Annotated in this window: 12 protein-coding genes, 1 tRNA gene and 1 pseudogene; 8 read left to right on the top strand and 6 right to left on the bottom strand. The window is 62.7% G+C overall.

The window, feature by feature from the left end; all coding sequences use genetic code 11:
• Positions 1 to 33 precede the first annotated feature (33 nt).
• From KU43P_RS18900 to pdxB, 3 genes are all read left to right on the top strand, one after another.
• On the top strand, positions 34 to 1209 hold the full coding sequence (locus KU43P_RS18900) for an IS481 family transposase (RefSeq protein ID WP_317658136.1): 1176 nt from the start codon (positions 34 to 36) through the stop codon (positions 1207 to 1209).
• Positions 1210 to 1572: 363 nt separating this feature from the next.
• A complete protein-coding gene (gene tusA, locus KU43P_RS18895) occupies positions 1573 to 1815 on the top strand; it encodes a sulfurtransferase TusA (protein WP_236235574.1) in 243 nt (80 codons plus the stop codon).
• A gap of 60 nt (positions 1816 to 1875) precedes the next feature.
• Positions 1876 to 3018, top strand: a complete 1143-nt coding sequence (gene pdxB, locus KU43P_RS18890) for a 4-phosphoerythronate dehydrogenase PdxB (RefSeq protein WP_317658987.1) — start codon at positions 1876 to 1878, stop codon at positions 3016 to 3018.
• A gap of 83 nt (positions 3019 to 3101) precedes the next feature.
• Here pdxB and KU43P_RS18885 read toward each other — a convergent pair whose 3' ends face one another.
• A complete protein-coding gene (locus KU43P_RS18885; protein ID WP_317658986.1) occupies positions 3102 to 3275 on the bottom strand; it encodes a PA1571 family protein in 174 nt (57 codons plus the stop codon).
• 206 nt (positions 3276 to 3481) lie between these two features.
• On the opposite strand from KU43P_RS18885, the gene KU43P_RS18880 reads away from it, so the two are divergent.
• From KU43P_RS18880 to KU43P_RS27100, 3 genes and pseudogenes are all read left to right on the top strand, one after another.
• Positions 3482 to 5245, top strand: coding sequence for an ABC transporter transmembrane domain-containing protein (locus tag KU43P_RS18880; protein WP_317658985.1), 1764 nt, complete (start codon positions 3482 to 3484; stop codon positions 5243 to 5245).
• A gap of 44 nt (positions 5246 to 5289) precedes the next feature.
• Positions 5290 to 6120: pseudogene (locus KU43P_RS27105) on the top strand (hypothetical protein); the annotation flags it as partial.
• A gap of 165 nt (positions 6121 to 6285) precedes the next feature.
• The gene (locus KU43P_RS27100; RefSeq protein ID WP_411567262.1) at positions 6286 to 7053 is read left to right on the top strand and encodes a methyl-accepting chemotaxis protein; all 768 of its coding nucleotides are present in this window, start codon (positions 6286 to 6288) and stop codon (positions 7051 to 7053) included.
• A 100-nt stretch (positions 7054 to 7153) separates the two neighbouring features.
• Here the strand turns inward: KU43P_RS27100 and KU43P_RS18870 are convergent.
• Together KU43P_RS18870 and KU43P_RS18865 are read right to left on the bottom strand one after the other, a co-directional pair.
• Positions 7154 to 7230 (bottom strand) — tRNA-Pro (locus tag KU43P_RS18870).
• A gap of 81 nt (positions 7231 to 7311) precedes the next feature.
• Positions 7312 to 7533: a YgdI/YgdR family lipoprotein gene (locus tag KU43P_RS18865; protein WP_317658983.1), complete on the bottom strand. Its 222-nt coding sequence runs from the start codon at positions 7531 to 7533 to the stop codon at positions 7312 to 7314.
• A 174-nt stretch (positions 7534 to 7707) separates the two neighbouring features.
• Here KU43P_RS18865 and moaB point away from each other — a divergent pair, with 174 nt between their 5' ends.
• Both moaB and glp read left to right on the top strand, forming a co-directional pair.
• Positions 7708 to 8247 (top strand): molybdenum cofactor biosynthesis protein B, encoded by a 540-nt coding sequence (gene moaB / locus KU43P_RS18860; protein WP_317658982.1) that lies wholly within the window; start codon positions 7708 to 7710, stop codon positions 8245 to 8247.
• On the top strand, positions 8231 to 9457 hold the full coding sequence (gene glp, locus KU43P_RS18855) for a gephyrin-like molybdotransferase Glp (RefSeq protein WP_317658981.1): 1227 nt from the start codon (positions 8231 to 8233) through the stop codon (positions 9455 to 9457). The genes moaB and glp overlap by 17 nt, the downstream gene beginning before the upstream one ends.
• Here the strand turns inward: glp and KU43P_RS18850 are convergent.
• Genes KU43P_RS18850 through KU43P_RS18840 form a run of 3 tightly spaced genes read right to left on the bottom strand, consistent with a single transcriptional unit; the run spans position 9446 to position 12451 of the window.
• A complete protein-coding gene (locus KU43P_RS18850) occupies positions 9446 to 10693 on the bottom strand; it encodes a glycosyltransferase family 4 protein (RefSeq protein ID WP_317658980.1) in 1248 nt (415 codons plus the stop codon). The two genes, glp and KU43P_RS18850, sit on opposite strands and share 12 nt — an antisense overlap.
• Before the next feature lie 52 nt (positions 10694 to 10745).
• Positions 10746 to 12200, bottom strand: coding sequence for a mannose-1-phosphate guanylyltransferase/mannose-6-phosphate isomerase (locus KU43P_RS18845; protein ID WP_317658979.1), 1455 nt, complete (start codon positions 12198 to 12200; stop codon positions 10746 to 10748).
• Between the two features lie 14 nt (positions 12201 to 12214).
• The gene (locus KU43P_RS18840) at positions 12215 to 12451 is read right to left on the bottom strand and encodes a hypothetical protein (RefSeq protein ID WP_317658978.1); all 237 of its coding nucleotides are present in this window, start codon (positions 12449 to 12451) and stop codon (positions 12215 to 12217) included.
• Between the last annotated feature and the right edge of the window lie 36 nt (positions 12452 to 12487).

The raw sequence follows: 12487 nt of genomic DNA, 5'->3' as shown, positions 1-12487 counted from the left end.
TAACTGGCAAGGTCGGTTTTCGAGGATCTGACCATGCCTTGGCGAGAGCTAACACCTATGGACCTGAAATTGCTTTTCATCGCTGACTATCTCAAGGGGCCGCCCAGCTTCAGCGCCCTGTGCCAGGCTTATGAAATAAGCCGGAAGACCGGCTACAAGTGGATCGAGCGGTATGAAAAGGAAGGCCCGGCAGGGCTGGAGGAGCACAGCCGTCGCCGATTGACTCAAGACGGCGGCATCCCTCATACCGTCCGTGAGGCAATCATTGAGCTGCGTGGCCGGGGTGAGACAGAACCTGGGCCCAAGAAAATCCAGGCTGCTTTACAGGTACGATTTCCAGATCAGGTGCCCCCGTCGAAGACGACGATCTACAACGTCCTGAAGCAAGCAGAACTCGTAAAGCCGCGCCGCCTGCGTCAGCGAGTGGCGGTTTACCCCAAGCCCCTTGAGAAAGCAGAGACGCCCAACCAGCTCTTTAGCGCCGACTACAAGGGGCAATATCTGACGGGTGCTGGAGTGTGGTGCTATCCGCTGACGATCATGGACCACGCCAGCCGCTTCTTGCTCGCGTGCCACAGCATGCCCAACACCAACTTTCAGGAAACTCAGGCGGTATTTACCAAGGTGTTCCGTGAAAATGGCTTACCCGAGCGTATTCGAACCGACAATGGCGTACCGTTTGCCAGCAAAGGGCGTGCAGGCCTTTCCCAGTTATCTATCTGGTGGCTGCGCCTAGGCATCATTCCTGAACGAATCGCACCCGGCAGGCCTGAGCAAAATGGTCGGCATGAACGTATGCATCGAACTCTTAAGAGCACTCTTCCAGCGCCACCAGCGGTAGCATGGGAAGCTCAACAGCAGCACTTTGATCGATTCGTGCAGCATTACAATCACGAGCGTTTGCACGAAGCGCTGAAACAGAAAACGCCTGCATCCTGCTATATGCCCTCACCGCGCCCGTATCCTGAAAAATTGCCTGAAATGGCCTATCCAAGTCACATTGAATGCTACCCAGCGGACAGCTGTGGCATCTTGAATCGGCGGGGTTTGAGGATTTATGTTGGCTATGTGCTCAAGCATCAGCTCATTGGGCTGGAGCTGATCGGCGATGGGGCGTGGGATGTCATTTTCGGTCCAATCATCCTCGGTCGTATCGATGAGCGAGATGCTATCGACGGCTATGTGACACTCAAGGTGTTACCTATGTGAGTGTACTTTTCTGTAACCCATGAGGGTGACCCGTACATGGCTCCCATCATACGGCCCCTGCGCTACGCTCCGGGGTCCCCTCGCTCCGGTGCCTTCCGGGGGCTCCGCGGCCTACGACTTGCTACGCAAGTCTACATCTCGCGCTTCGGCTGACGCCGAAGGGCGCTGCGCACCGGCCCCCTCCAGTCACCTCCACTCGGCCTCCTGAAGTCGCAATCTGCGGCGCCTGGGCTATCGCGCGCTAAAAGCAAAAGCAAAAGCAAAAGCGAAAGCAAAAGCGAAGCATCGCGTCAGCGGTGGGCGGGCGGCTATTGGTCTGCACAGCGCTATGCGCCACAATAGCGATCATTTGCGGAGCCCCCCATGACTGACTTCACCCCAGACGCAATCCTCGATGCCACCGGCCTGAACTGCCCGGAGCCGGTGATGATGCTGCACCAGCATGTTCGCAACCTGGCCGCTGGCGGCCTGCTCAAGGTCATCGCCACCGACCCCTCGACCCGTCGCGACATCCCTAAGTTCTGCAACTTCCTCGGCCACGAACTGCTGCAGCAGCAGGAAGAGGCCGGCACCTTCCTCTACTGGATCCGCAAGAAGGCCGACTGAGCCGCGCTGGAACACGCCCGTCGTAGCGCCTACACTGCGTTCCCCTGACAGGAGAGCGCCATGCTGATAGTTGCCGACGAGAATATCCCGCTGCTCGATGCCTTCTTCGAAGGCTTCGGCGAGATCCGCCGATACCCAGGCAGGAGCCTCGACGCCGCCAGCGTCAAAGAGGCCGATGTACTGCTGGTGCGCTCGGTGACCAAGGTCGACCGGCAACTGCTCGAAGGCAGCAAAGTGCGCTTCGTAGGTACTTGCACCATCGGCACCGATCACCTGGACCTGGGCTATTTTGCCGAGGCCGGCATCCAGTGGAGCAGCGCACCGGGCTGCAACGCTCGCGGGGTGGTCGACTACGTGCTAAGCAGCTTGTTGACCCTGGCCGACCTGGATGGTGTGGCGCTGCCCCGGCGTACCTTTGGCGTGGTCGGTGCCGGTGAAGTGGGGGGCCGGTTGGTGCGCGTGCTGCACGGCCTGGGCTGGAAGGTCCTGGTCTGCGACCCACTGCGCCAGGCTAGCGAAGGCGGTGACTTCGTCAGCCTCGACACCATCCTCCAACAGTGCGACGTGATCAGCCTGCACACACCGCTGCAGCGTGATGGCGAGCACCCCACCTGGCACCTGCTGGGCGCTGAACAACTCGCGCGCTTGCGCCCCGGGGCCTGGCTGATCAACGCCAGCCGTGGGCCGGTGGTGCACAACATGGCGCTGCGCGAGCTGCTGCTGGACCGTGAAGACGTGCACGCGGTGCTCGACGTATGGGAGGGTGAACCGCAAGTCGACCTGCAACTCGCCGACCTCTGCACCCTGGCCACGCCCCATATCGCAGGTTACAGCCTCGATGGCCGCCAGCGGGGCACGGCGCAAATCTATCAGGCGCTATGCCGCTTCCTTGGTGAAGAAGAACGAGTCCGGTTGGCTGACTTGCTGCCCCGACCGCCGCTGGCGCAGATCGAGCTGGATGGCGAGGCCGACCTAGGCTGGGCGCTGGCGACCCTGTGCCGTGCGGTGTATGACCCGCGTCGCGACGATGCCGATTTCCGCCGCAGCCTGAGCGATGATGTTGCCGAGCAACGGGCGGCGTTCGACCTGCTGCGCAAGCATTACCCGCCGCGGCGCGAGATTGAAGGGCTGGCGGTACGGGTGCGGGGGGAGGCGCCGCAGTTGGTGCAGATGGTCAGTGCGTTGGGTGGGGTAGTAGTCTGAGTCTTTTGTGATGAGGCCATGACAGGCAAGCTTTCATGGCAATAAAACCCGGCGCAAGCGCCGGGTTGCAAAACATTCGCTGTTCAGCCCTTGCGACCGTTCTCGGTCCGGCTGTCCTCAAGCTTCTTGCAAGCCTGCTGGATCATCTGTTCGGTAATCGGAACCTCACGGCCCTGGGCGTCGATGATCGAACCACAGGCCTTGGGTTGCGGGGTACCGTGGGTTTTCGGTGTGTCGCTGCCATGCTGCAAACTCATTCACTGTCTCCTCATCAGGTCCAATATCAAGGTAAACCTGTGCCGTGACCGGCCTGTGACATCGACGCTTGAGTGCCACGGACATCCCACAGTCCAACAGAAAGCAGGGAAAAGCTCCAGAGCCCCCTTAGAACGTTGGGCTATAGCCACCGGCCCTGCGGATGAATGGTAGTCTGCATCTATCCCATGCTGCCCTGGTCGCTGTCATGCCCGAACCGGTTTCCACTCGCCAACGCCGCGCTCTGCGCCTGGGCTGGCAATTCATTCGCCCTTACCGCCGCCAGGCGTTGCTGGCTTTGCTTGCCCTGGTGGTCACCGCAGCCATCACTCTGTCCATGGGCCAGGGCATACGCCTGCTGGTCGACCAAGGCTTCATGACGCGCTCGGCGCACCAGCTCAACCAGACCATTGGCCTGTTCCTGGTGCTGGTACTGGCGCTGGCGATCGGCACCTTCAGCCGTTTCTACCTGGTTTCATGGATCGGCGAGCGCTGTGTGGCCGATATCCGCCGAGCCGTGTTCGACCATCTGGTGGGACTGCACCCCGGTTTCTTCGAGGACAACCGCAGTTCGGAGATCCAGTCGCGGCTGACCACCGACACCACGTTGCTGCAATCGGTGATCGGCTCGTCGCTGTCGATGTTTCTGCGCAATGGTTTGATGGTGATCGGCGGGGTGGTGCTGCTGTTCATCACCAACGTCAAGCTCACCAGCATCGTGGTGCTGGCCCTTCCGCTGGTGCTTGCGCCGATCCTGCTGTTTGGCCGCAGCGTGCGCAGGCTGTCGCGGCAAAGCCAGGATCGGGTGGCGGACGTGGGCAGCTACGTGGCCGAAACCCTGGGGCAGATCAAGACCGTGCAGGCCTACAACCACCAGGCGCGGGACCAGACGCTGTTCGCCGAGGCGGTGGAGGCGGCGTTTGCCGTGGCCCGGCGGCGTATCACCCAGCGTGCTTGGCTGATTACCCTGGTGATCGTGCTGGTGCTGGGTGCGGTGGGGGTTATGTTGTGGGTCGGCGGCATGGACGTGATCGCCGGGCGCATCTCCGCAGGTGACCTGGCAGCATTCGTGTTCTATAGCCTGATCGTCGGCAGTGCCTGCGGAACCCTCAGCGAAGTGATCGGCGAGCTGCAGCGCGCTGCTGGCGCGGCTGAACGCATCGCTGAGTTGCTGGCGGCGCGCAGTGCAATCCTTGCCCCCGAGGTGGCGGTGACGCTGGAGCGCCCGCACGAAGGCGGGCGTATCGAGTTGCAGCACGTGGTGTTTGCCTATCCGTCGCGGCCTTCGGTTGCCGCCATCGACAACCTCAGCCTGGCTATCGAACCGGGCCAGACTCTGGCGCTGGTCGGGCCTTCGGGAGCCGGCAAATCGACCTTGTTCGACCTGTTGCTGCGCTTCTACGACCCGCAGCAAGGGCGCATTCTTCTCGACGGCCTGCCGATCACTGCGCTGGAACCCAGCGACCTGCGCCGGCAGTTCGCCCTGGTGGCGCAGAACCCCGCGCTGTTTCGTGGCACCGTCGAAGCCAACATCCGCTATGGCCGGCCCGAGGCAAGCCTGGCCGAAGTCGAGACGGCCGCACGGGGCGCCCACGCCGACGAATTCATCCGCCAGTTGCCACAGGGCTACCAGACGTTGCTGGGGGAGGGCGGCGTCGGTTTGTCGGGCGGCCAGCGGCAACGCCTGGCGATTGCCCGTGCGTTGCTCGTGGATGCTCCCATCCTGCTGCTCGACGAAGCCACCAGCGCCCTCGATGCGCAGAGCGAATACCTGATCCAGCAGGCACTGCCCAGCCTGATGGCTGGCCGTACCACGCTGGTTATCGCCCATCGCCTGGCCACGGTGCAGCATGCCGATCGTATTGCCGTCATCGACAAAGGTCGCGTGGTGGCAGTGGGCAGCCATCGCCAATTGATCGAGGAGAATCCCTTGTATGCGCGCTTGGCCGCGTTGCAGTTCAGCAACGCTTAGTCCATCGCCAATTTGTAACATTTCTGTAGCAATTGCCTGAGAGTATGGGCCTCAACTGTTGCGTAAGTGCTCGACCTGGCTGCTATCGATTGATGGCAGCTTTTTTTTGGCCTGTGAACGAGGACATGGATGTCTGTCGCGGCGCTGCCAACAGCACGCCGTTTCCTACCTTCTTGTTCCCGAGATCCGCGATGTTGCGTAAATCCCTCAGAGTGCAAATTCTCACCCTGCTCGGCGCCAGCCTGGTGGCGATGCTGCTGATCGCCCTGGTGTGTTTCCAGTTTCTGTCCTCCAGCGTGCGCGGTTACGCCGAGCTGGTGGATGGGCCGCTGCGGGCTTCACAAACCATCGACGAGGCCAACCTGCAGTTCAAGATCCAGGTCCAGGAATGGAAGAACGTTCTGCTGCGTGGGCGTCAGCCGGCGGAGCTGGACAAATACTGGCAGCAGTTCCAGGCGCGTGAGCAGCAGGTTCAGCAATTGCTCGGGAAATTGATCGACAGCAGCGATGGCGCTCTGAAGGCACCGTTGCAGCAGCTGCGTGACAGCCACCGGCAACTGGGCCTGGCCTATGAACAGGGGCGCCAGGCGTTTCTGGCTGCCGGGGGTGACCCGGTAGTGGGTGACCAGGCCGTCAAAGGCGTCGACCGCGCAGCCAGCGAACAGATGAGCGCGCTGGTCGAGCAACTGCGTGCTGATGCCCGCACACGCGCCGACAGCATCAACGCCACAGCCGAACGCACGGTATGGCTGGGTGTGCTGGTGATGCTCGGTTCAGCGTTGCTGGTGGGCTTGCTCAGCTTGTGGCGGGTCAACCGCAGCCTGATCGAGCCGATTCGCGACCTGATCGAGTACGTCGCGCAACTAAGCCAGGGCCGCTTTGCCGAGCGTGTCGACAGCCGTCGCGAGGATGAACTGGGCCGTCTGGCGCGCGCCGCCAATACCCTGCGCGATTTCCTTGCCGATACCGTGGGCCGGCTCAAGGACAACGCTCAAGAGCTGGAGGGCGCCAGTGGTCAATTACGCAGCATCGCCGGTGACATGGCCCGTGGCACCCATGACCAGTTCCAGCGTACCGACCAGGTGGCCACGGCCATGCACGAGATGTCCGCCACCGCTCAGGAGGTGGCCCGTCACGCAGCGCAGGCTGCACGTGCCGCCGATGATGCCGACCACAGCGCCCAGGCGGGTGAACAGGTGATGCAGCAGACCATCGACATCATCGGCGCGGTCAACCGTGAAATCGCCGGTACCGCAGCGGTGATCCGAGACCTGGAGAGCGACAGCTCGCGCATCGGTAAGGTGCTGGAAGTGATCCGCGGCATTGCCGAGCAGACCAACCTGCTGGCGCTCAACGCTGCCATCGAAGCGGCCCGTGCCGGTGAGGCCGGGCGTGGCTTTGCGGTGGTTGCCGACGAGGTGCGTAACCTGGCCCAGCGCACGGCGGCCTCGATTGCCGAAATCCACCAGATCATCGAGGCGGTGCAGTCGGGTGCACTGGAAGCGGTCAAGGCCATCGAGAGCGGGCAGCAGCGTAGCGAGGAGGGCGCCGAGCAGGTGGAGCAGGCGGGGCAGATGCTGCAGCGCATCACCATGGCGGTGGAGGCGATTCGCGACATGAACCGGCAGATAGCCACCGCGGCCGAAGAGCAGACCAGCGTCGCCGAAGACATATCACGCAACCTGATCGAGATCACCCGCATCGCCACGGCCAACCAGGAAGCCGTGCAGCATACCGAACAGGCAGGTCACCGTTTGCACGGGTTGTCGGGCCAACTGGGTGAAGTGACTTCGCGCCTGACGGCCTGAAAAATACGCCGGGCACACCGCGGGCCATCTCGCGGTGTGCCCGGCATATTTGTCAGGCACAACAAAAAGCCCGCGCATGGCGGGCTTTTTTATCAGGATTTGGTCGGAGAGACAGGATTCGAACCTGCGGCCTTCTCGTCCCGAACGAGACGCGCTACCTGGCTGCGCTACACTCCGATGAACGAAATCCTACTGCATCGCTTTTTCGAGCGCAAGCCCTTGTTGTTAAAAGGGCTTAGGCTCAAAACCGGGCTCGAATCAGAGCTCTTTCACGGTGCGAATCTGGTCCTTGTTGAGGCGCGTGCGCTTGCCATCGAGCTGCTCGAATTCATAGAAACCAGAGTCCTCATCGAAGGTCGGGGTGTCCACAGCCTGAATCTCGCGACCGTCGTTCAAGGTAATCACGCTCGGCGAGGAGCAGCCAGCAAGGGCGCCAAGGCCGAGGGCGAGGAAGAAGGCGGGAAGAGTCCGTTGAATCATCGTGTTTCTCCAATGCGATGGTGCTAGATGACTTTATGACGCAGGGCGTCTACGCAAGTTCCTTTGCAGTTCAGCATAGCTCTGTCACTGGGTTATTGACCTGGATCTGCAGGGCTGGCCTGGCATCTGCTGTGATATAAATGCCGGCATTCCCTTCTCCTGCGACGGACACTCATGAAAGCCAAGGCAGATACTCCCTTCGTGGCGCTGAACATCGCCGTGCTGACGGTCAGCGATACCCGTACCTTCGAAATCGATACCTCCGGCCAGATGTTCGTCGACCGCCTGAGCGCCGCAGGGCACCAGCTGGCAGACCGCGTGCTGCTCAAAGACGACCTGTACAAGATCCGCGCCCAGGTCGCCACCTGGATTGCTGATGACAGCGTGCAGGTGGTGCTGATCACCGGCGGTACCGGGTTTACTGGCCGAGACAGCACGCCGGAAGCCGTGGCCTGCCTGCTGGACAAGCAGGTTGACGGCTTTGGTGAGCTGTTCCGGCAGATTTCCGTGGCCGACATCGGCACCTCCACTGTGCAATCGCGTGCCTTGGCCGGCCTCGCCAACGGCACCCTGGTGTGCTGCCTGCCGGGCTCTACCAATGCCGTGCGCACCGGGTGGGACGGCATCCTCGCCGAACAGCTCGACGCCCGCCATCGCCCGTGCAACTTCGTTGCTCACCTGAAGCAGGTGGCGGCCTGTGACAGCCGTGGCTGAGGCGCCGCAAGCCCGCCCGCTGATGCCGGTGGAAGAAGCTCTGGAGCGCCTGCTGGCACTGGCTGAAGCCGCACCGATCAAGGACATTGAGCAGGTTTGCCTGGCCGAGGCCGAGGGCCGAGTGCTGGCAACCGACCTGATCGCCTCGCTCGACCTGCCGCCGTGGCCGAACAGCGCCATGGACGGTTATGCCCTGCGCCTGGGCGATCACCTGGGTGAACCATTGCCGGTCAGCCAGAGGATCTTTGCCGGCCATGCCCCCGAGCCCCTGCAGCCGGGTACCTGCGCTCGGATCTTCACGGGTGCGCCGTTGCCTGCCGGTGCCGATTGCGTGGAGATGCAGGAAAACACCGAAGTGCTGGACGATGGCCGGGTGCGCTTCCTCGAGCCCCTGCAGCTTGACCAGAACGTTCGCCCTCAGGGCCAGGAAACCCGCAAGGGCGAGCAGGTGATGGTTGCCGGCACTCGCCTGGGGCCGATCGAGCTGGGCTTGGCGGCAACCCTGGGCCATGCGCACCTGCAGGTTGTGCGCCGAGTGCGCGTGGCGGTGCTGTCTACCGGTGACGAGCTGGTCGAGCCGGGGCTGCTACTGGGGCCGGGGCAAATCTACAACAGCAACCGGCGCTTGCTGGTGAGCTGGTTGCAACGCCTGGGTTGCGAAGTGCGCGACATGGGCATTCTGCCCGATGACCTGGCGCGTACCCGCCAATGCCTGGCGGGGCTGGGCGATGTCGACCTGATCCTGTCCACCGGAGGTGTTTCCGTGGGGGAGGCCGACTACCTGGGGGCAGCGCTGCGCGAAGCGGGCGAACTGGCCCTGTGGAAGCTGGCGATCAAGCCGGGCAAACCGCTGACCTTTGGTCACTACCAAGGTGTGCCGGTGATTGGCCTGCCAGGCAACCCAGCATCGACGCTGGTGACCTTCGGCCTGCTCACCCGCCCTTATCTGCTGCGTCGCCAGGGTGTGGCGGCAGTCACGCCGCTGCAGTTCGACGTGCCCGCCGGTTTCGATTGGCCCAAGGCCGGCACCCGGCGCGAGTACCTGCGCGCTCGCATCGACAATGGCCAGGTGCGCATCTACAAGAACCAGAGCTCCGGTGTGCTGCGCAGCGCGGCCTGGGCCGAGGGGCTGGTCGAGGTGCGTGAAGGCAGCACGCCGAAGGTGGGGGACAGCGTGCCGTTCATTCCCTTGAGCGAACTACTCGGTTGAGCGGCTGATCCAGCGAGTGCCTGGCTGCGAAGCGTCGGCCGGCACCGACTGGGTCAGGCGCATATGTACGTTCTCCAGTTGTTGCGCGGCAACGCTCCAGTCGTGACGTTGCCGGGCAAACTGACGGCCGGACTCGCTCATCTGGCACATGCGCCAAGGCTGGTTGAGCAACTGGGTGATAGACAGCGCCAGTTGGTCGCCGTCATCGCTGCCCAGGTAGTGTTCGCCGTTGTTCACGGCAAGGCCTGAAACGCCCTTGGCGGTGGTGATCACCGGTAGCCCGGCGGCCATGGCTTCAAGGATTTTTACCTTGGAGCCGCCGGCGTAGCGCAGGGGGGCGAAGAAGAGTGCCGAGCGCCGCTGCAATTCGCGCAGGTCGGGGCGGTAGCCGATCCATTCGATGCGCGGGTCGTTCCAGTGCAGTTTCCAACTGGCCGGCAGGGCGTGCCCGGCAATCGCCAGGCGCACCGCCGGATTGCTCATCCACACTTGCGGGAGAATTTCCTCCAGCGCCCATTCGATGGCCTCAAGGTTGGCGCCGTACTCGAAGTTGCCGACAAACAGCAGACGCTGGCTGTGCAGGGCAGGGCGTACGTCCTGGTAGTAATCGCAGTCCACGCCATTGACCACCACATTCACCGGCCGCCCGCTGATCTGGCTGATCAGTTCGGCGTCGTGCGCGCTCACCGCCACCACTTCGTTGGGCTGGCGCAGCACGCGCTGTTCCCAGCGCCGATATCGCCAGCGGTCGAAGGCATTGAGTGGCCTCAGCCACAGGGGCAGGCGATCGTGGCAAGCCGCACCCATCACCGATTCGAGCGTATGCTCGCTGAGCATGTAGGGCAGGCCGCGGGCCTGGAGGGCCTTTTCGAAGGGCTGGAAACTGTAGCTGTGCTCGATCTGGATGACATCCCAGGGCTCATCGAGCAATTGCTCGAAGCGGTGACGCAGGCACGGCGCCAGGCCGTTGATGATCGCCCGCATCGGGTAGTCGATGATGGGCGAGGCCAAGAGATTGAGCGGGCTGTGGACGGGGCGCCGAGGCAATACGATCAGGCGCTCGACCAACGGTTCGAGGGCTTCGCGGGTGGCATCGCTGAGCGGAATCTTCGACTGCACCAGCAAGGTGATCCGGTGACCATGCTGCGCGAGGCCGCGCAGCAGATGGTATTGCCGGGTCTTGCAGCCACTGGTGGTGGGCCAGGGCAGGTAGGGCAGCGTCCAGAGTATGCGCATGAACCGGAATCCTCGTTAAAGGCCGCGGACAAAAACGCGCCCCTGAGTGCACTCAGCCGATCGCTGCTGCCGGGACGCGTCCGTAGATATCAGTAAAGCGCACGATGTCGTCTTCGCCCAGGTACTCGCCGCTTTGTACCTCGATCATCACCAGGTCGATGACGCCGGGGTTGGTCAGGCGGTGCGTGCGGCCAGGCTTGATGAAGGTGGACTCGTTGGTATCGAGCAGAAACTCCTCTTCGCCATTGGTCACGCAGGCCATGCCGCTGACGATGATCCAGTGTTCGCTGCGGTGATGATGCATCTGCAGCGACAGCGACTCGCCGGGGCGAACCATGATGCGCTTGATCTTGAAGCGCGGGCCTTCCTCGAGCACGGTGTACATGCCCCAGGGGCGCGTGACCGTGCGGTGCAAGCGGTAGGCATCATGCCCCTGGTGCTTGAGCTGCTGGGCAATGACCTTGACCTCCTGGCTGCGTGCGGCGTCGGCGATCAGCAGGGCGTCGGGGGTGTCGATGACGATCAGGTTGTCCAGCCCGACCGCGCCGACCAGGCGTTTGGGCGAGTCGATGTAGCAGTTATGCACGTCGTGCAGCACGGTCTCGCCGTTGCAGTGGTTGCCTGCATCATCGGTGCTGCGCAGTTCGCGTACCGCTTCCCAGCTGCCGATATCGCTCCAGCCCAGCTCGCAGGGCACCACGGCCACCCGAGCGGAGCGCTCCATCAGTGCGTAGTCGATGGAAATGTCCTCGGCCTGGGCAAAGCTGTCTGGCTCGAGTTCTACCTGCAGGGTGTTATCGCCCTGCTTGACCGCGCTGCGTTCAAGGCACTCGGCAACGCTGGCCAGCACTTGCGGGGCATGGCTGTGCAGCTCGGCCAGCAGGGTGCCCACGTGCAGGCAGAACATGCCGGCATTCCACAGGTGGCGGCCGCCTTCGAGGTATTCGCGAGCGGTGAGGGCGTCGGGTTTTTCCACGAAGGCTGCGACCTGATGGGCATGCTCGCCCAGCGCCGGGCCTTGCTCGATGTAGCCAAAACCTGTCTCGGCCCGGTTGGGCAGCAGGCCGAAGGTGCTCAACCAACCGTCGCTGGCCAGCGCTTGGGCGTGGCTTACCGCAGCGGCGAACGCCTCGAAGTCCTGAATCAGGTGGTCAGCGGGAAGCACCAGCAGCACGCTGTCTTCGCCATAGTGGCGGGCGCAGTGCAGTGCGGCTGCCGCAATGGCGGGAGCGGTGTTGCGCCCGCTGGTTTCGAGCAGGTAATCCAGGGCGAGATTGCCAAGGTTGACCTGGCGGTACTCATCTTGGGTACGGAAGAACACTTCGCGGTTGGTGACCGTCAATACGCGTGCCACCCCGGGTAGCGCACTGGCGCGGGCGAAGGTCTTCTGCAGCAGGCTCTGGCCATCAGGCAGGCGCATGAAGGGTTTGGGCATGGCCTCGCGGGAAACCGGCCACAGGCGAGTGCCAGCACCGCCAGCGATGATGCAAGGGATCAGAACGCTCATTTCACAGCCTCGTATCAGGGCGTCGCAGTGGACGCGATGAAGGGGAACGTGCGACCTGTCAGGGTTCTGGCGATAAAGTCAAAAAACCGACTTTTCACTGCGGCATCATCCATGAAGGCCAAAATTTTGTCGATCATGCGCTCAATGGAAGGCGCTTTCAATGATGTTTGTGTGAATCTGTCTATTTTCTGTTCGTTTTCTGCTTCGAGGAGCCTCGTGTCGTTGGCGAATTTGCGGCAGGTGTGCAGCATTCTGCCCGTGGTTGTGGTCGAGATCTGGACTGACAG

Origin of the sequence: Pseudomonas sp. KU43P (assembly GCF_033095865.1) — a bacterium.
GTDB lineage: Bacteria > Pseudomonadota > Gammaproteobacteria > Pseudomonadales > Pseudomonadaceae > Aquipseudomonas.
Note: the sequence above shows the minus strand (reverse complement) of the source record. Positions and strands in the feature narration are given on the sequence as shown.

Bases quoted from the DNA above. Each gene is read 5' to 3' on its own strand.
- pdxB (WP_317658987.1), top strand. From the start codon at position 1,876: ATGCTGATAGTTGCCGACGAGAATATCCCGCTGCTCGATGCCTTCTTC.
- KU43P_RS18900 (WP_317658136.1), top strand. From the start codon at position 34: ATGCCTTGGCGAGAGCTAACACCTATGGACCTGAAATTGCTTTTCATC.
- KU43P_RS18850 (WP_317658980.1), bottom strand. From the start codon at position 10,693: ATGCGCATACTCTGGACGCTGCCCTACCTGCCCTGGCCCACCACCAGT.
- tusA (WP_236235574.1), top strand. From the start codon at position 1,573: ATGACTGACTTCACCCCAGACGCAATCCTCGATGCCACCGGCCTGAAC.
- KU43P_RS18840 (WP_317658978.1), bottom strand. From the start codon at position 12,451: ATGCTGCACACCTGCCGCAAATTCGCCAACGACACGAGGCTCCTCGAA.
- KU43P_RS18845 (WP_317658979.1), bottom strand. From the start codon at position 12,200: ATGAGCGTTCTGATCCCTTGCATCATCGCTGGCGGTGCTGGCACTCGC.
- KU43P_RS27100 (WP_411567262.1), top strand. From the start codon at position 6,286: ATGGCCCGTGGCACCCATGACCAGTTCCAGCGTACCGACCAGGTGGCC.
- moaB (WP_317658982.1), top strand. From the start codon at position 7,708: ATGAAAGCCAAGGCAGATACTCCCTTCGTGGCGCTGAACATCGCCGTG.
- KU43P_RS18865 (WP_317658983.1), bottom strand. From the start codon at position 7,533: ATGATTCAACGGACTCTTCCCGCCTTCTTCCTCGCCCTCGGCCTTGGC.
- KU43P_RS18880 (WP_317658985.1), top strand. From the start codon at position 3,482: ATGCCCGAACCGGTTTCCACTCGCCAACGCCGCGCTCTGCGCCTGGGC.
- KU43P_RS18885 (WP_317658986.1), bottom strand. From the start codon at position 3,275: ATGAGTTTGCAGCATGGCAGCGACACACCGAAAACCCACGGTACCCCG.